Source organism: Pseudoalteromonas sp. TAE56 (assembly GCF_000497955.1).
Lineage (GTDB): Bacteria > Pseudomonadota > Gammaproteobacteria > Enterobacterales > Alteromonadaceae > Pseudoalteromonas.
The window spans coordinates 101,155-118,915 of the sequence record NZ_AUTN01000163.1; the positions used below are offsets into that span (position 1 = coordinate 101,155).

Consider the following 17,761-nt stretch of genomic DNA (forward strand, 5'->3'; position numbering starts at 1 on the left):
TCTATTTACTCCTAAGCTAATGCAATCATAGCGTCGCCGGTAGTTACAGCATCGCCTTCACCAACTAACACTTCAGCAATTGTTCCGGTATGCATAGCGCGTATTTCAGTTTCCATTTTCATGGCTTCCATAATAATCACTACATCGCCTTCGTTAACAACTTGCCCAGCTTTTACTTTAATCTTAAAAATATTACCGGCTAGAGGTGCGTTAAGCGTTTCGCCTGATGCTACCGAAGCCGACTGGGGAATGTGCTCAGAGTCTTTTAAGGTTACTTCTTTAAGTTCGCCACCTTGCGCCACTACTACGTCGTAAACTTTACCATCTACTTTTACGCTGTACTGCTCAGCTTTTACGCCGTTATTATTTGAAGCTGATTTAGAAGGTGCTTTACTGCTTTTATCTTCCACACAAGGTACTGGCTCGAATGCATCTGGGTTATTGCGGTTTTTAATAAACTTCAAACCAACTTGTGGAAACAATGCATAAGTTAGTACATCATCAATTTGATCATCAGCAAGTGTTAAACCTTGCTCTTGCGCTTCTTTTAATAATTCAGCTTCAAGCGTTGCAAGCTCTGGTGCAATGTTATCTGCAGGACGACAAGTAATAACCTCAGCTCCATCAAGCACACGCTCTTGTAGCTCTTTATTCATTGGTGCTGGTGTTAAGCCATATTCACCTTTTAATACGCCAGCAGTTTCTTTAGTAATTGTTTTATAACGCTCACCCGTAAGCACGTTAAGTACTGCTTGAGTACCTACAATTTGCGACGTGGGTGTAACTAAAGGTAAAAAGCCAAGATCTTCACGTACACGTGGGATCTCAAGTAAAACTTCATTAAGCTTATCTGCCGCGCCTTGCTCTTTAAGTTGGTTTTCCATGTTTGTAAGCATGCCACCAGGTACTTGAGCTAGTAAAATACGACCATCAACCCCTTTTAAGCTACCTTCAAATGCCGCATATTTTTTACGTACATCTCTAAAGTAAGCAGCAATTTCTTCAAGGTGATTTAAATCAAGGTCAGTATCGCGCTCGGTACCTTCAACTATCGATACAATAGTTTCAGTAGCAGTGTGTCCGTAAGTCATACTCATAGATGAAATAGCGGTATCAAGCATGTCAATGCCTGCATCAATCGCTTTTTGATAAGTCGCAGTACTTAAACCCGTTGTAGCATGGCACTGCATAGCAATAGGAACCGATACAGTTTCTTTAAGTGCTTTAATTAGTTTTTCAGCATCGTATGGCTTTAATAAACCCGCCATATCTTTAATACAAATTGAGTGACAACCTAAATCTTCTAATTGCTTAGCAAGAGTCAGCCACATTTCAAGCGTATGAACAGGGCTAACTGTGTACGAAATAGTACCTTGAGCGTGTGCGCCTACTTTTATAGCCGCTTTAATCGCTGTTTCAAGATTGCGTACATCGTTCATTGCATCGAATATACGAAATACGTCAACGCCATTTTTGTGTGCGCGCTCTACAAATTTTTCAACTACGTCATCAGCGTAATGACGGTAACCCAATAGGTTTTGACCGCGTAATAGCATTTGCTGTTTAGTATTGGGCATCGCTTTTTTAAGCGCACGAATACGCTCCCAAGGATCTTCGCCTAAATAACGAATACACGAATCAAATGTAGCACCGCCCCACGATTCAATAGACCAATAACCTGCATCATCTAGCTTGCTAGCAATAGGTAGCATATCGTCTAGGCGCATACGTGTTGCGAGCAATGATTGGTGCGCATCGCGTAATACCAATTCTGTTAATTTTAATTTAGCCATGTGTGTGCCCCTTATTTGTTATTTGATTTGTACTGAGCAATGGCAGCACTAATAGCAGCGATGTGCTCATTAGGCACACCTTGAGATTTAAAAGACGGTGATTTAACTGGTGATGCCTCTGGTTCGCTAAAGCGCGTCACCAAATTAGACATAAGCGTTACTGCACCAATTAATATCGACAGAAATACAAACACCCCAACCATACCAGTTAGCATTAAGCTACCAGCCGTTGTGAGTAGAGCACCTATATCCATTTTTCTCCCCCTTGAAACCCATATCGAAAATAAAAAATCGATTTAATTAAATATTTATTCACTGGATGATAACAAAACTAGTCGCTTTGTCTACATCTTGTAAATTGGTAAAACCAATTAAACTATAAACAACATAACACTCAACTTATTTACATGCCATAACCCAGCAACCATGCGCCCTACAATACACGTAGGAAATAACGACTATAGCTAATAGTTATATAGAAGTTGTTAATTAACTATTCAACTTTATAAAAATAAACACCAAACTTTATAATAAGTACAAAAACACGTACCAATTGTTAATTGGTCTTACCAAAAAATTTATTCTCAGTGGATTTTTGCCAGCAATTTGTAACAGTGTGAATAACTTACATAACAAAGCGTAAAAGTTACTAACTAACAAATAACTAAAAACACAACCAAAAAACATAAGCCACTGATATTAATCAAAAATAAACTTTGGCATGTAACTGGCATTAGTTATTATGAGCAAATTTGATAACCAAGGAGAAAACAATGTTACGCTGGACAATTACATTTTTAGTTATTGCTTTAATCGCTGCAGTGTTAGGTTTTGGTGGCATCGCAGGTGCCGCAGCTGGTATAGCAAAAATTATATTTTTTATCTTTTTAGTACTGTTAGTGATTTCATTAGTTTCAGGTGCACTACGTGGTAAATCGCCCAGGTAGATAAAGCATTCAACTAACACACTAAAATTCAATTAATACTTACAAGGAATTACATTATGAATTCAACAACTGTAAAAGCAGCACTAATCGGTCTATTCGCAAGTTTTTTCATCATGGGTTGTGAAGACAACCATGCAGAAGACGCAGGCGAACGTATTGATGAAGCAGTAACTGACGTGCAAAACAAAGTAGAAGATGCATGTGAAAATGTTAAAGAAGGCGTAAACGCTGAAGAAACTAACTGTTAATTCTTCTTGTATCGCTAAAAAACGGCCTTAGGGCCGTTTTTTTGTGTCTGTAATAAAATCACTGACTATAAAGCTGCTCATTTAGCGGTTAGCTTGTTAAAATAAAAAAAACGATACTTAAAGCAAGGCAATATGGCATTTACAACAACCTACACGCTAGATAAACCCTACTTTTATGAGTGCTTTGATGAGTCACTCCCGTACAGTAAACGCGCCAAACCTAAGTACTTTTTACTTGTACTACTGGTTGCGCTTGGTTTATTTGGCATTTATGTTTTAAACGATCATTACTTAGGATCGTTTATGATCATGCTAGGTGTACTAGAGTGCGTCGCTTTTTACTATCGCAGACCTTGGTGGGTAACCAGACAAATGCTCAGCAGAGCATCAGGCTCAGAAGTAACACTTACCTTTGATGAAGAAGGTATTAAATCGGCTAATCATTACAAAAGCTTTCAGCTAACTTGGCAAGACATAAGCGAAGTAATAGATACGCAGCAAGGTATTATTATTAAAAATAAAAGCGGCATGCAGTATATTTCAAAACAAATATTAACCCCAGAAACACTCGCTTTTATAAACAAAAAAGCCACTCAGTGAGTGGCTTTTGACTAGTTGAGTTAATTACTCAGCTACGTATACGTGTTGATTAAGCATTGCCCGGATTAGGGTTCGACTTTTCAGCTTGTATGCGCATGTAAATCTCTTCACGATGCACTGATACGTCTTTTGGTGCATTAACACCGATTCGAACTTGATTTCCTTTAACACCTAGAACAGTAACTGTTACTTCGTCACCAATCATTAGGGTTTCACCTACTCTACGAGTTAGTATTAGCATTCTCTTGCTCCCATGTTCCAATAAAAATTATAAGATTCCGCTTAAACATACTAATGAAAATTAGACTGAAAAGTAAGTAAAAACTCTCAATCTATCCATTTTCTGTTAAAAATGCTTTGTGTAATGCACGAACAGCCAACTCTAGGTACTTTTCATCTATTAAAACTGAAATTTTAATCTCCGAAGTCGAGACTAAAACCACATTAATATTTTCCTGCGCTAATGCATCAAAAAATAAACTTGCTACACCAGAATGCGATTTCATACCCATTCCAACAGCAGACACTTTAGCGACTGTTGGTAATCCGCTTATATTTTGAGCACTGAGTTGAGCTTGATCTTCGCTCAATAATTCAAGTGCTTGCAGATAATCATTCGAGTGCACAGTAAAAGCATAGTCTATTTTTTCAAAGATATGATTAACTTGATTAATCATATCTATTTCGATGCCATTATCAGCAAAAAGTTTCAATATTTTTGAAAGATATTGCGTACCGCTTGGCACACCATCTACTTTAATTAAACATTCGTCACGATTAAACGCAATCCCCGATACCACCTTGCTTGGCATATCGTTCTCCTCAAAACTTATTAATGTGCCTTCATCAGGATTAAAACTAGAAAGCACCCTAAGTGGCACATTGTGTCTACCTGCAGCTTCTACCGAGCGAATATGCAAAACTTTTGCGCCTAAACTTGCCAGCTCCAGCATTTCGGCAAAAGTAACTTGGCTCATTCTGCGCGCGTTAGGTTCAACACGAGGATCTGTAGTATATACGCCGTCAACGTCTGTATAGATCTGGCATTCGTCGGCTTTTATAGCCGCTGCTATTTCTACAGCCGATGTATCGGTGCCGCCGCGTCCAAGCGTTGTAATATTGCCCTCAATATCACGCCCCTGAAACCCAGCAATAATAGCAATGCGATTATGCTCAAGCTCATGCTTTAAGCGCGTAGCAGCAACCTCAGCAATACGAGCTTTACCAAACATGTTGTCGGTTAGAATATTGACTTGATCGGCTAATAAGCTTACAGCTGAATGACCACGTTTGATAATAGCCATAGCAAGCAGTGATACAGAAACCTGCTCTCCGGTGCTAATAAGTACATCTAGTTCACGGCTACTCGGGCGAGTATCAATTTGTTTGGCGAGGTTAATTAAGCGGTTGGTTTCTCCCGACATAGCAGAGAGAACCACAACCACTTGATGTCCTTGTTGTCTGGTTTTAACAACAAGGTCAGCGACCGCTTCAATTCGCTCTATTGAGCCGACCGAAGTGCCACCGAATTTTTGAACAATAAGCGCCACTTAGGCTTAAGTACGCTCAGTTAACCAAGCTGTAACGCTATCTAGTGCAGCAGCAAGGTTTTGTGGCTCACTACCACCAGCTTGTGCCATATCTGGACGACCGCCACCTTTACCACCTACTTGACCTGCCATATGGTTAACTAACTCACCGGCTTTTACTTTGCCTGTTAAGTCTTTAGTTACACCGGCAATTAGGCTTACTTTGTCGCCACTGGCAACACCCAGTGCAATAACACCTGAGCCAATCTTGTTTTTAAGGTCATCAACCATACCGCGAAGCGCTTTAGATTCAGTACCTTCAACGTTTGCAACTAACAGCTTAACGCCATTAATTTCAACAATCGAATCAAGTAAAGACGCGCCCGCTGCACTTGCGAGCTTATCGCTAAGTTGTGCAATTTGCTTTTCAAGGCTCTTTGATTTTTCAAGAAGCGCAGTAACTTTTTCAAGTACCGATGCGCTATCGCCTTTAACTAAAGCTGCAACATCGCTAAGTTGTTGCTCTTGCTCGCTAACGTACGCTACAGCATCTGCACCGGTTACGGCCTCAATACGGCGAACACCTGCGGCAATACCACTTTCAGATACAATTTTGAATAAACCAATATCGCCAGCGCGCTCAACGTGAGTACCGCCACAAAGCTCAATAGAGTAGTCGCCAATAGTAACTACACGTACTTCGTCATCGTACTTTTCGCCAAACAATGCCATAGCACCTTTCGCTTTAGCATCATCAATAGCCATAAGCTCAGTATTAAGTGCAAAGTTACGACGAATTTCGTCATTAACTACACGCTCAATTTCACGTAGCTCATCTTTAGTAACTGCTTCAAAATGCGAAAAGTCAAAACGTAAACGTTCTGGCTGAACAAGTGAGCCTTTTTGGCCTACATGATCGCCTAATAGTTGGCGTAGTGCTTCGTGTAAAATATGCGTAGCTGTGTGGTTTTTCTTAATGCTATCGCGACGCGTATCATCAATAGTGGCGTCCACTTTATCGTTAACACCAATACGACCTTGTACAGTACCGTGGTGAGCAAAAGCATTACCAAGCTTAGTGGTATTAGTAACATTAAATTCGCCACCCGCAACTGTAATAGTACCCGTATCACCCGTTTGACCGCCAGATTCTGCGTAAAACGGTGTGCGGTCAAGTACTATAATACCTTGTTGACCATCTTCTAATAACTGTACAGCTTCGCCACCGGCAAAAATTTCAACCACTGTCGCACTGTGGTGCGTACTGTCGTAACCTTTAAAGTCAGTGTGTTTATCTGATTTTAATTGGTCATTGTAATCAGCACCAAATTTACCCGCTTGTTGCGCTGTTTTACGTTGTACAGCCATACACTCTTCAAAGCCTTGATGATCAATCGTCATCTGGCGCTCACGCGCAACATCGGCCGTTAAATCAGCTGGAAAACCGTACGTATCGTAAAGCTTAAATACTAAGTCGCCTGGTATAATATCGCCTTTAAGGTCGCTTAAGCTTTCTTCTAAAATAGCTAAGCCACGCTCAAGTGTTTTACCAAACTGTTCTTCTTCAATGCGTAATACTTTTTCAATAATTTCTTGTTGCTTAGCAAGCTCAGGATACGCTTGACCCATTTGCTCAATTAGCGCAGCAACTAATTTATAGAAAAACGAACCTTGTGCACCTAACTTATTACCGTGGCGCACAGCACGACGAATAATGCGGCGTAGTACATAACCACGGCCTTCGTTAGATGGCATAACACCGTCTGAGATTAAAAACGCACACGAACGAATATGATCCGCCACTACACGTAGTGACTTGTCGTCCATATCTTGCGCGTTAGTAACACTTGCAGCAGCGGCAATTAAGCCTTGGAATAAATCGATTTCGTAGTTTGAATGCACGCCCTGCAAAATAGCAGAAATACGCTCAAGGCCCATTCCCGTATCAACAGATTGCTTAGGCAGTGGCAGCATAGTACCGTCGCTTTGACGGTTGTACTGCATAAATACCAAGTTCCAAATTTCAATGAAACGGTCGCCGTCTTCCTCTGGAGAGCCCGGAGGTCCGCCCCAAATGTGTTCACCATGGTCATAAAATATTTCAGAACACGGACCGCACGGACCGGTATCGCCCATAGACCAAAAGTTGTCTGAGGTCGCAATACGAATAATACGATCTTCACTTAAGCCAATGTCTTTTGACCAGTACTCAAATGCTTCTTCGTCATCGTGGTAAATAGTTACTAAAAGTTTTTCTTTTGGTAGTTTTACTTCTTCAGTTAAAAACTCCCATGCAAACTTAATAGCTTCTTGCTTAAAGTAATCACCAAAACTGAAGTTACCTAACATTTCAAAAAATGTATGGTGGCGAGCAGTGTAGCCTACGTTTTCTAAATCGTTATGCTTACCGCCAGCACGTACACAACGCTGCGAGCTAGTCGCACGTGTATAAGGGCGGCTTTCTGCGCCTAAAAATACATCTTTAAATTGCACCATACCGGCATTGTTAAATAACAACGTGGCATCGTTACCCGGTATAAGCGAGCTTGAAGGTACAACTTGATGTTGCTTGCTGGCAAAAAAGTCTAAAAACTGTTGCCTAATTTGTGCGGTAGTCATGTGCTGCATTTGAAAGTCTCACCTGTATTTACTGTGCTTGCATTGCAAAATTAATTTCATCGTAGCTAAAACCCCGATACATTAAGTAGCGCACGCGCTTAGCTTTATCTTTGTAATCGAGATCTGGCGGTGTATTCGAATATTTTTTATTGTACGCATCCTGCGCAAGCTCAAACCAATCTACTTCAAGCTCTTCAACTACCATTTCAAGTAGCGAACGATCAATCCCTTTGCCCATAGCTTCGCTTTGTATTCGCTTAAGCCCGTGGCATTTAAATATGTGTTTTCTTACAAAGCCTTCACAGTATCGTTGCTCGTTAATAAAATTATGCTTTTCGCACCAATCAAGCAGCGTTTCAATAAACTCTTCTGTGGCTTCTTTTTGCTGTAGCTTAAGCGTTAACTCACGACGCGAATATTCTTGGCGCCCTAGTAACCAAAGTACATAGTTTTTTAGTTTTTGCTTTAATTTATCATCCATTAAGCGTCAAAACGTCCGCTTGTTTCACTGCTAAGTGGCTTAACATTAATGTCGTCACTTGGTGGTACAACAGGCATAAAAATGGCTTGATAAGATACAAAAAAGCTAATGTAGCAAATCGGCATTAAAATCAACAGTGGTAAGAACGATAAGAACATCGAAAGCGCCATAAATAATGCGCAAATGAGGCCAAAAACGCCAAGTGGCAAAATGTTATGATAAAACACCATTAACGATTTTTTAAGTGCCGTTAAAATACGTGTTTCTTTACTAAAATAAACAAGCGGTACAGCGTACGCAAATGCCGTTAAATAAATTAGCATTGCCATAAAAAATAAAATTACATTCGCGCCCGAAATACTATCAAGCATTTGTTCAAGTGCTACGTTTGGATCAAGCCCTGGTTGGCTCATAACAGCCACTGCATCGGCAAATAAGCCATTAGCAAGTAATGCCATTAAAATGCCCGCACCCATTTGGTAAAGTGCTAAACGCAATAACCCTAAGCGATTCCCTTTTGCCGTAAATGGCTTGAGAATATCGGCCAGCATAATTTTTCCGCCCTGCTGCTTACTAAGCACCGCTTGATAAAACCCTGCGGTTAAAAATGGCGTAGCTAGCGCTGCTACCACTTGCAGTAAAGGTAAAAATAAAGACAGCAGCCCTACAATGCCAATAAATAAATGCATAAAAATAAAGGTTGCTGGCTGGGTTTTAAAAATAAGCCATCCGGCTTTTAACCACTTTAGCCCTGCATCGGCTTTAAAAATTCGTAATTGTGTAGACATACTTGCTCTTAATTTAAAACGAAACACGCCAAGTATAACTTGGCGTGAGGGGGTATTAATAGACGAAACGTAATTAAATGATTAAGGTTTTTTAATTTTCTTAATATCTAACATATGCGCGCCATGCTTAATTTTTGTTTCTAGGTACGATTTATTACCCGCAACACCCGCTTTAATGTGCGCATGCGTGCCCACAACCGAGTCAACATTAATACCGGCGTCTTTTAATGCGTTAAGCTTTTTAGGATTATTGGTCATTAATTTAACGTGGCTTAAATTAAGCGCATTGAGCATTAATACCGCATCCGAAAAATCACGTAAATCATCAGCAAAGCCTAAATGATTATTAGCTTCGTAGGTGTTCATACCTTGCGATTGCAATACGTAAGCATCAATTTTGTTGTATAAACCAATGCCACGACCTTCTTGGCGTAAATACAATAAAATACCGCCTTTTTCGTGCATCATTTCAATACATTCATTTAGCTGCTCGCCGCAATCGCAACGCGATGAGTAAAATACATCACCCGTTAAACACTCAGAATGCATACGAATAAGCGGTACATCTTGCTCTATATCAGCGTTGTTAAACACCATAGCAATATGTTCTTTGCCATCTTTTAAATCAGTAAATGAGATTATTTCTGCAGGGATATCACTATTTCTGCCAACATTAAGCTGGACTCTTGCTCTTACTTGCGCCACGACAAATCCAAATATTTAAATAACTACGACACGACAATAAAGTGATAATATCACAAAATAGGATAAATACACCGTAGTACAAGACTGTTTATGGCAAATATATGGCGACGACAGGCGTTATTTTCAATGATTGTTAAGCAATTAATAACCCGAATATTACAACCTCGCTTGTTTACTTTAATTTACCTAAAATAATGACAAGCCTTGATAGTTTTGGTAATTTCATGGGCTAATAAATAATAGGGATTATTATGAAGCACCAACAGCTCGCCATATCGATAGGATTAAGCTTATTAGCCTTTGCTAACTGCACTTTCGCAAACCAAGTAAATAGCATTCAAGTTGTATCTGCAAACGCCGAAGAAACTGACTCAGCATTTGTTGCAGCCAAAGAACAAGCTGAAAAAGAAGCACAACTTGCCTATCAAAAAGGGCTCGCTCTATATGGAGAAAATAGCAATGAAATGGCGAATCTTGCTATTAACTACGCCAAAGCCATCAATAATTATACTGCAAAGAACATTATGGTTATAGGGAATGGCAATGAAAAGAAACGGTTTGATTTGTATTCACAGGCCTACCGTATTTTAGTTAAAAACTATGGTGAAAACTCAATAGAGACTATGGATACGCTACTAGCCAAAGCCACTCATACGAATAAATCAGATACCGCAGTCAAAAACTTTAAGCAACTCATTAAAATCGCTGAATTACAAAATAACCCAGGCCTTGTCGCCAATATGCAATTTGAAGCTGCAGAAACATTACTTTATGGGTTTAGCCATAGCGAATATTCTTTAGCGAAAATATACGCTCAAGATGCAGATAAATATTACCAAGCCCAACTACCTGATAATGCAGTAGAGCGTATAAAGTCTGACTTTTTAATGGTTTCATTTGAGAGTGGCCGTAAAGATTACGACAAAGCAACTAAAAGGCTAAACCGTATAGTTGGCTTATTTGATAAATATAAAAATTTAGATCAAAGCTTTGAGCTTAATGCGCATGCTGGCTTAGTTCAGCTATATGAAAAACAAGATGAAAGCGATAAAGCGACTAAACACGCCTTAGCCTTTGCTAAAAATACGCACTGGAAAAATACCTCAGAGCAAAATCCACTCTACATAACCGAGCCTATATACCCTCGCGGTGAATATAAAAGTCATGTAATAGTTATATTAGAGATTACTGTTGATACCCATGGCTTTGTGAAAAATCCTAAGGTTATTAGTTCTGAAGGTTCTAAAGCGTTTGAAAAATCAGCGATAGCCGCTGTTAAACAATGGCGTTACGCTCCAAAGTTTAAAAATGGAAAACCTGTAAATGCAACAACTCAAGCTGAACTTTATTTTGAACGGCTTTAAGTAGTTTTACCATTCAGTCAAAAATTATATTAATAAGAAAACGATTGTAATTACGTCAACCTAATTTTAATTTAAAAGTTAATAGGGATTATTATGAAAAGTCAGCCCAAGCAGCCGTTGAGCAATGGCGTTACGCGCCAAAGTTTGAAAACGGCAAACCCGTTAGCGCTATTTCTCAGGTCCAGCTCGACTTTAAAATTAACCGCCACTAAAAGCGGCTCATTAAAAAAGGCGCTTTAAGCGCCTTTTTTAATGCCAACTAATACAAATTCTACGTAGTTAAAATTCGTAACTTACGCTAATACCGCCATCGGCTCTTTTTTCGTTGCTGTCGCTTGCTTTACCATAGCCCACATCTAGCTCTAATCTAAAACCCGCACTGTTCAACCCGTTAAAGTTATAACTGTACGTAAGCCCTATGCCGTTTGTTGTTTCTTCATCAAAAATACCGCCAATTACACAACCTAGCGTATTAGCAAAGTCAGTTGCTACATCATTTGTTGAACTTTCACACTCTTGGTCTGTATCTCTTGCGCCAATAGCGCCCACAAGTACGCCAAATGCATGCTTTTTATTATCGCTTACTGCTTGTTCAAAACCGGCAGAAAATCCATCATCAAGGCCTAGTTTATAGTTTGCATACCAGCGTTGTGTGTCGTCGTTAGCCGATAAAGACACTTCAGGAATAACTAAGTAAGGGTAGCCACCCCCAATCGAAAAACTAACATCGTTAGCAAAAGTAGAACAAGAAGTGATAGATAAAGTCAGTAGTAATATTTTTATTTTCATAAAGTTCCCTTTGAGTAAGCATAAAATGTACTTACTTTAGGAACACTCTGCAATACGACAAAAAGCTCGTTAAATTTAGCTTTAGTAATAAAATAGGAATTAAATTTTAGCGAGTATTTTATCGCTAGCCGCTTCAATTAAATCGAGCACATTTTCAAAGCCATCATCGCCGCCGTAATAAGGATCGGGAATCGCACTAACGCTCTGTTCACCAAACTCTAAAAACAACGCTAATTTGTACTGTAGATGCTCAGGGCATTGGGCTTTTAAATCAGCTAAATTTTGCGTATCGGCCGCTAAAATTAAATCAAACTCAGTAAAGTCGCTTGTACGTACTTTACGTGAATAAATACCCTTAAAGCTGTAACCGCGCTTCTCCCCTGCTGCCATTGAGCGACTATCAGGCGTTTTACCTTCGTGGTAACCAATAGTCCCCGCCGAATCAACTTTAACGTTAACACCTAGCTTTTTAGCTCGGGCTTTTAATACCGCCTCTGCGGTTGGCGAGCGACAAATATTACCTAAACACACTATGAGTACTTTTTTCATTAAGGCTCCTCTAACTAATTTAAAAACCTATGTTTTAAAACTGTTTTAAAATACTTGCGTCGTAATCTTCAACATTAAGCGTTACGTTATGTTGCGCAGCAACAGATTCAAGCTCAGCTTGTTTAATGGCTAAATCGTCCATAGTGATTAGGTTATCGTCTAGCTGCCACAATAACCGAGAGCCCGCGTAGCTATAATGAATTGCTAATAACGCATCGGCATTGCCTTCACGGCCAGCGGCTTTTAACTTAGCCATTTTACGGGTTATTTTATTAAGTGCTTTTTTAAGCTCCCACACATAAACAACTTCTGTCATAAAGCTATGTGTACGGTATTTATTAAGTAACCACGCAAGCCCAAGGCTTGTAATAGCAACACCTATTAAGTTCCAATGAAAGTGGCTGNCTGCCACTTTCATCAGGAAATAAAGCAATCAACGTTTGCGATATAGCCAAGCTGCCTACAGCCAAACCAATACCACATCCAGCAATAACACGGTTTAAATGTTTACGGTAACGCGCTTTATTTATTTCAATGAGTTGCATAACAGCCTAAAAAGTTAAGTTTTAATATTTGCGAATGGCTATTGTAACTAAACCCCACATTTTTTATAAAATTATTTCACCCCTTTTTGATTTGCCACCCGTTATAGCTTTGAAAACACCCTAATTGTAGTGGTCAATAAAATTTGGAGCGGCTTATGCACACACTTGAAGTACCTAACAACCCAGTATTTATTAAAACATCGACTGCCGTTATTGGCGGCGCCGCGATGACCTTTGCAGCTTTTGCGTTTATGCAATATTTAATAAGTGGCGAGCAACGCGCACCGGCTAAACCAGGGGGCGATATTATAGTAGAGATTTTTCAAGCGCCTGAGGATTCAAAAGTAAGGCATATACAAAAAATACAGCCGCCACCACCTATGCCTAAAGTGCCGCAAAAAGCTCCACCGCTTGATACATCAGCGGATCCTGTGTTGGCAATTAGCGACTTTACGCCAGTTACGATTGACGATTTTGGTGGCGACATTAACAACACCATTAATCGCCCAACAGGGGATGCAACACCCATAGTGCGCATAAACCCTAAATACCCAACCACAGCAGCGCGCGATGGCATTGAAGGTTGGGTGCAACTAAGCTTTAGCATTTCGCCAACGGGGGAGGTAATCGACCCAGTAGTTATTAACGCCGAGCCAAAACGTACCTTTGATCGCGAAGCAATAAGAGCTATTAAACGCTGGAAATATCGCCCCAAAGTAATTGAAGGTGTGGCACAATTACAAACAGGTCAAACTGTACAGCTCGATTTTAAATTAGATAACTCTATTTAACGGACTAAACGCCTATGCTACTAAGTATTAAGTCATGGTTATTTGAAACGCCAAGCAAGGACTGCATGGCAAGTTACGCAAAAAGTGGTGACAATCGTTACTTAGAGCAGCTTATTGCTCTCTACAGTAACGACTTATACCACTACCTTGTTACGCAATCTAATACGCATTTAGCATACGACGTAAGCCAACAAACATGGCTAAAAGTAATCGAAAAACGCCACCTTTACCAAGCGCAAACCACACCCAAAGCGTGGCTATTTAAACTTGCCCGCAATACACTCATTGACGAATACCGCAAGCAACAGCACTTTGTAGAACTTGACGAAAATACGCATTTAGCAGCACAAAATGATAAAAACGAAAGTGGCTTAACTATAGGCAGCTCAAACATAAGTTATGACGCGTTCGACGCCGCCCTAAAACAACTCAGCTTTGTACAGCGCGAAGCAATAACGTTGCAACAAGAAGGCTTTTCGCTCGCCGACATAGAACTTATAACGCAAAGCAGCCTTGAGACCATTAAAACAAGGCTGCGCTACGCCAAGCAAAACCTTAAGCGTTTATTAGGAGCAAACAATGAACAAGCCTGATGAGCCGTTTGATCAAAAGCTCACACAACACTACAAAGAGCGAAAAACGCGAACTACACTTACAAGCGATCAACAAAAAGCGCTACTTAAAAAGGCCACGCACACAAAGCCTAAAAAGTTCGGCTTTACGCTACAGCTAACCAGCCTTGCCTGCGCACTGGGTGTGTTCGCCTTTATTGTGTTTGATAATAACAACGTAATAAATACAGAGCCTAAAACCGTACTTAACAGCGTATTTAACACTATAGACATTCACGACTATTCATTTATTAAAACACATGAAATAAATCAAGCTGGTAGCTACGCAAGCACCTTTACAGAGCAAAAACACGCACTCGATAGCCAATTAGCTAACGATTTACGCCGCCACCAACAACGCCACATAGAATACGGCACTCTAGTGAAGGTAGATAACGACTGGTACATAGCCAGCTGTAATGACGAGGTGCTAGTGCAAATTAAGCATTCGCTGTTGAGTGATTTAAAAGGCAAACACGCGGTAGAAAGTAATATAAATACCGGTGATATGCTCGCTATGGCACATAACGGCAAAGGGCAAATTATTGCGCTTAAACATGCGGGTAATGGGGTTAGGCAGTGTGGGGCTTAGGGAGCTAACAATTCAACATTCAACTCTATTTCAGTAGCTATTACCTTATAAAAAATAGTTATTGTGAAGTACAATTTATCGATTAGATTGCTTAAAATTTAAGTTAATAGATAATAATTTAGCTTAGTTAGCCTAGACGATAAGTATTAAATATGCATTAGGTTAGTATTGAAATTATATTTATTTACTCAAATAACGAGTGCATATAACTAAATATTCTATGAAGAGCTAACGTACGATACATCTCAATATACGCCTATTATAAACGACTTTCGGCAATTCTAAGCTGTGATTTTGTTGTAACTGACGTTACCGTCAGTTATATTTATTACACGGTAAACATTTAAATAAATAAACATTTGTATAAATGTATTCTTAATATCAAATAAAGGAGGCTTTATGTTTGGTAAATTAAGAAAAGCTCTTATTAGCATTCTTGCTCCAGGTATTGAAGAAAGTAAGAATGATGAAATCAAATTTAATATTGGAAATAATAACTCCTTCAAAATTGATTTAAAATCACTTAAAGAAAGTGAAGCGATGCAAAGACAAATAGCATCGATACGAAGTGAGGAAAAAAGAGCTATTTAGCTCTTTTTTTATACCTGTATAAAAGGACTTTATGATTAAACCTACAGTATTGCTTATCTTGTTAATGTCAGTTGTTGGTTATATTTTTTGTAAAAACTGTCATCTTACAACGATCAAATTTAGTAAATCTAATGGCTATCATACTTTTTTAAGCTCTGCAGGTTTTGGCGGTGGAATATTCATATTTTCGTCAATCATTTTTTGGATCTCAATATGCTGGTCTGACGCAGGTTTTTGGAGCATTCCAATAACATATATATTAAGTGAAATTTCTCATGATATTTTACCAAATATGTATATTCCTATCTGGTGTTTACACTTTACACAAATATCAATTATTGCCCTGTTACTTACACTAACTTTACCTAAGTTCTTAATGACACTGGCAGTTAAGCTCACAAAGCAGAGTAAATCAGATGTAAAACGAGCCGCTTTTAAGAAAATAGCAAATACAGACGAGTCACCTGAGTTCACCTCTATATGCTTTAAGAGCTGGGAACATGGCTTACCTGTTGCATTTACCATGTCAAATAAGAAAGTGTACATAGGCATCATCGCTGAGGGTGCTGGACACCTAAATGATATAATTATTATTCCTCTTAAAAGTGGTTATAGATGTGAAGCAGAATTAAGATTAGAGATAGTTACACATTACGAACCAGTTTTTAGAGAGATTGAGTCAAATCTAAGTAATGATAAATTTGATAAGTTTTATATTACTTTGCCCATAAGAGAAATAATTCATGCCAATCTTCATGATTTTGAACGACGAGATTTATTCCGTAAATACGAACATCCTAAGAAAATGGTAAGCATAAAAGACAAAATACAGTCTTTTATAAATCTAGATTAGTAAATTTATTAATAACTAAGCTCCGCTTAAGTGCAGGCTAACACCCGACGCACCAGCAAGCTATGCGCCTACAACAAACACCACATATAACTAGCTTTGGCTGTGCTCTTTGCATTAGCGATCTGTTGGGTTTCGTGTCACTCAACCCAACCTTGTATCTCTTCTTGATGAGTGTTTAGCTAGCACTTGTCACATCGGAAGACAGTGAGCTCGTACCCAACCAGAGTGTGAAAATGCTGTGACGTAGATTGAGCCCTGACTTCCTAACCTCCATTAAACTGAATGGTATCCTAGCGCCCCAACTAAGGGTGACGCTGCATGTACAAGGGGAGTAGATAGAGATGAAAGCTTTTATTGGCATTGATGTGGGTAAAGAAAAGTTAGATATTTCCTGGCTACGCGATGTAGTCAAAAGTAAAAAGAAAACGAAGATTTTTAAAAATAACCCGAAGGGCTATCAAGAGTTAGTTGCCTGGTTGATAAAGAATACAAATTTAGAAGCACAAGATATTGTTATTACAACAGAGCCCACAGGTGTTTATAGCGAGCCGCTGATGTATTTCCTATATGAGCAAGGATTTATTTTATTACATGTAAATCCTGGTAAAGCAAAACAGTACGCAAGTTCATTAGGGCTTGTCCATAAGACAGACAAGTCAGACGCCACAATGCTTGCTCGTTATGGTCATGACCAACAGCACTCACTTTTAAGTTGGCAGCCTGAGCCTGTTGAAGCGAGAGAGTTAAAAGTAATGACGCGTAGACTTGAAGCACTTGAGCAAGACTTACGTCGCGAAGAAAATCGTTATGAAGCTGTTGGTTTCTCAGGTGCATCTACTCGAGTTACTCAGTCAATTGAAGATATGATAGCTGTACTAAAAACTGAGATGGGTAAGCTAAAAAATGACATTGATGAGCATATTGATAGACACCCACAATTAAAAAAGAACCGCCAATTGCTTCAAAGTATCAAAGGTGTTGGAGAGGTAATATCACGTATGATGGTGTCCTTGATGGCATGTAAACAGTTTAAAAATGCCAAGCAATTAGCTTGTTACTTAGGCTTAATACCTAAGCTTAATGAGTCAGGCAAACGGGCTGGAAAAACAACCTTAAGCAAAGAAGGGCCTGGGTATATAAGGGCTAAATTGTATATGGCTGCTGTAGTAGCTGTACAACATAATCCAGATATAAAAGCCCAAAATAAGCGATTAGTGGAGCAAGGTAAAACAAAAATGCAGGCAATTGGTGCTGCAATGAGAAAGCTGACACATATCTGTTTTGGTGTTGTGAAGAATCAAACTGAATATCAGCCCCAAGCTATTTAAAGAAAGCTTGAGGCTGATTAGAAGAGATGGTATCTACG

20 protein-coding genes and 2 pseudogenes are annotated in these 17,761 nt (G+C 39.3%); 11 read left to right on the plus strand and 11 right to left on the minus strand.

Translation table 11 applies throughout. The annotated features are described in order from the left end of the window. Positions 1-11: 11 nt before the first annotated feature. Together oadA and L656_RS0121615 are read right to left on the minus strand one after the other, a co-directional pair. The gene (oadA, locus tag L656_RS0121610; RefSeq protein WP_024600763.1) at positions 12-1,793 is read right to left on the minus strand and encodes a sodium-extruding oxaloacetate decarboxylase subunit alpha; all 1,782 of its coding nucleotides are present in this window, start codon (positions 1,791-1,793) and stop codon (positions 12-14) included. 11 nt (positions 1,794-1,804) lie between these two features. Then, positions 1,805-2,047, minus strand: coding sequence for an OadG family protein (locus tag L656_RS0121615; protein ID WP_024600764.1), 243 nt, complete (start codon positions 2,045-2,047; stop codon positions 1,805-1,807). A 519-nt stretch (positions 2,048-2,566) separates the two neighbouring features. Here L656_RS0121615 and L656_RS1000000122930 point away from each other — a divergent pair. From L656_RS1000000122930 to L656_RS0121630, 3 genes are all read left to right on the plus strand, one after another. Continuing rightward, positions 2,567-2,740 carry a DUF1328 domain-containing protein gene (locus L656_RS1000000122930; protein ID WP_002961939.1) on the plus strand — a complete coding sequence of 58 codons (174 nt, stop codon included), beginning with the start codon at positions 2,567-2,569 and terminating at the stop codon, positions 2,738-2,740. Positions 2,741-2,796: 56 nt separating this feature from the next. Next, positions 2,797-2,988 (plus strand): hypothetical protein, encoded by a 192-nt coding sequence (locus tag L656_RS0121625; protein ID WP_007378921.1) that lies wholly within the window; start codon positions 2,797-2,799, stop codon positions 2,986-2,988. Positions 2,989-3,120: 132 nt separating this feature from the next. Then, positions 3,121-3,588, plus strand: coding sequence for a YcxB family protein (locus L656_RS0121630; protein WP_007583811.1), 468 nt, complete (start codon positions 3,121-3,123; stop codon positions 3,586-3,588). A gap of 49 nt (positions 3,589-3,637) precedes the next feature. On the opposite strand, the gene csrA is transcribed toward L656_RS0121630, so the two are convergent. From csrA to L656_RS0121660, 6 genes are all read right to left on the minus strand, one after another. Then, positions 3,638-3,829 (minus strand): carbon storage regulator CsrA, encoded by a 192-nt coding sequence (gene csrA, locus L656_RS0121635; protein WP_004587515.1) that lies wholly within the window; start codon positions 3,827-3,829, stop codon positions 3,638-3,640. A gap of 91 nt (positions 3,830-3,920) precedes the next feature. After that, positions 3,921-5,138: an aspartate kinase gene (locus tag L656_RS0121640; RefSeq protein WP_007583808.1), complete on the minus strand. Its 1,218-nt coding sequence runs from the start codon at positions 5,136-5,138 to the stop codon at positions 3,921-3,923. A gap of 6 nt (positions 5,139-5,144) precedes the next feature. Continuing rightward, entirely contained in the window at positions 5,145-7,745 is a 2,601-nt protein-coding gene (gene alaS, locus L656_RS0121645; RefSeq protein ID WP_024600765.1) for an alanine--tRNA ligase, read from the minus strand. Between the two features lie 19 nt (positions 7,746-7,764). Continuing rightward, complete coding sequence (locus tag L656_RS0121650; RefSeq protein ID WP_024600766.1) at positions 7,765-8,217, minus strand: regulatory protein RecX; 453 nt, start codon at positions 8,215-8,217, stop codon at positions 7,765-7,767. Then, a complete protein-coding gene (locus L656_RS0121655; protein WP_024600767.1) occupies positions 8,217-9,005 on the minus strand; it encodes a BPSS1780 family membrane protein in 789 nt (262 codons plus the stop codon). The genes L656_RS0121650 and L656_RS0121655 overlap by 1 nt, the downstream gene beginning before the upstream one ends. An 81-nt stretch (positions 9,006-9,086) precedes the next feature. Further along, positions 9,087-9,710: a GTP cyclohydrolase II gene (locus L656_RS0121660; protein ID WP_024600768.1), complete on the minus strand. Its 624-nt coding sequence runs from the start codon at positions 9,708-9,710 to the stop codon at positions 9,087-9,089. 251 nt (positions 9,711-9,961) lie between these two features. On the opposite strand from L656_RS0121660, the gene L656_RS0121665 reads away from it, so the two are divergent. Both L656_RS0121665 and L656_RS1000000123640 read left to right on the plus strand, forming a co-directional pair. Next, positions 9,962-11,074: an energy transducer TonB gene (locus L656_RS0121665; RefSeq protein WP_024600769.1), complete on the plus strand. Its 1,113-nt coding sequence runs from the start codon at positions 9,962-9,964 to the stop codon at positions 11,072-11,074. A 107-nt stretch (positions 11,075-11,181) separates the two neighbouring features. After that, positions 11,182-11,286, plus strand: a pseudogene (locus L656_RS1000000123640) (hypothetical protein); the annotation flags it as partial. A gap of 67 nt (positions 11,287-11,353) precedes the next feature. Here L656_RS1000000123640 and L656_RS0121675 read toward each other — a convergent pair. The 3 genes and pseudogenes from L656_RS0121675 to L656_RS01000000122545 form a co-directional block, all read right to left on the minus strand. Beyond that, positions 11,354-11,863: a hypothetical protein gene (locus L656_RS0121675; protein ID WP_024600770.1), complete on the minus strand. Its 510-nt coding sequence runs from the start codon at positions 11,861-11,863 to the stop codon at positions 11,354-11,356. A gap of 99 nt (positions 11,864-11,962) precedes the next feature. Beyond that, positions 11,963-12,412 (minus strand): low molecular weight protein-tyrosine-phosphatase, encoded by a 450-nt coding sequence (locus tag L656_RS0121680; RefSeq protein WP_024600771.1) that lies wholly within the window; start codon positions 12,410-12,412, stop codon positions 11,963-11,965. 106 nt (positions 12,413-12,518) lie between these two features. Then, a pseudogene (locus L656_RS01000000122545) lies at positions 12,519-12,957 on the minus strand (DUF3087 family protein); the annotation flags it as partial. A gap of 155 nt (positions 12,958-13,112) precedes the next feature. Here L656_RS01000000122545 and L656_RS0121690 point away from each other — a divergent pair. The 6 genes from L656_RS0121690 (at position 13,113) to L656_RS0121715 (ending at position 17,723) form a co-directional block, all read left to right on the plus strand. Next, on the plus strand, positions 13,113-13,748 hold the full coding sequence (locus tag L656_RS0121690; RefSeq protein WP_024600772.1) for an energy transducer TonB: 636 nt from the start codon (positions 13,113-13,115) through the stop codon (positions 13,746-13,748). Between the two features lie 14 nt (positions 13,749-13,762). After that, positions 13,763-14,341, plus strand: coding sequence for a sigma-70 family RNA polymerase sigma factor (locus L656_RS0121695; RefSeq protein WP_024600773.1), 579 nt, complete (start codon positions 13,763-13,765; stop codon positions 14,339-14,341). Further along, positions 14,328-14,951, plus strand: coding sequence for a hypothetical protein (locus L656_RS0121700; RefSeq protein ID WP_024600774.1), 624 nt, complete (start codon positions 14,328-14,330; stop codon positions 14,949-14,951). Before L656_RS0121695 ends, L656_RS0121700 begins: the two co-directional genes overlap by 14 nt. Positions 14,952-15,350: 399 nt before the next feature. Continuing rightward, positions 15,351-15,542 (plus strand): hypothetical protein, encoded by a 192-nt coding sequence (locus tag L656_RS0121705; protein WP_024600775.1) that lies wholly within the window; start codon positions 15,351-15,353, stop codon positions 15,540-15,542. Positions 15,543-15,573: 31 nt separating this feature from the next. Beyond that, a complete protein-coding gene (locus L656_RS0121710; protein ID WP_024600776.1) occupies positions 15,574-16,395 on the plus strand; it encodes a hypothetical protein in 822 nt (273 codons plus the stop codon). A 341-nt stretch (positions 16,396-16,736) separates the two neighbouring features. Then, a complete protein-coding gene (locus tag L656_RS0121715; protein ID WP_024599051.1) occupies positions 16,737-17,723 on the plus strand; it encodes an IS110 family transposase in 987 nt (328 codons plus the stop codon). Positions 17,724-17,761: the final 38 nt, after the last annotated feature.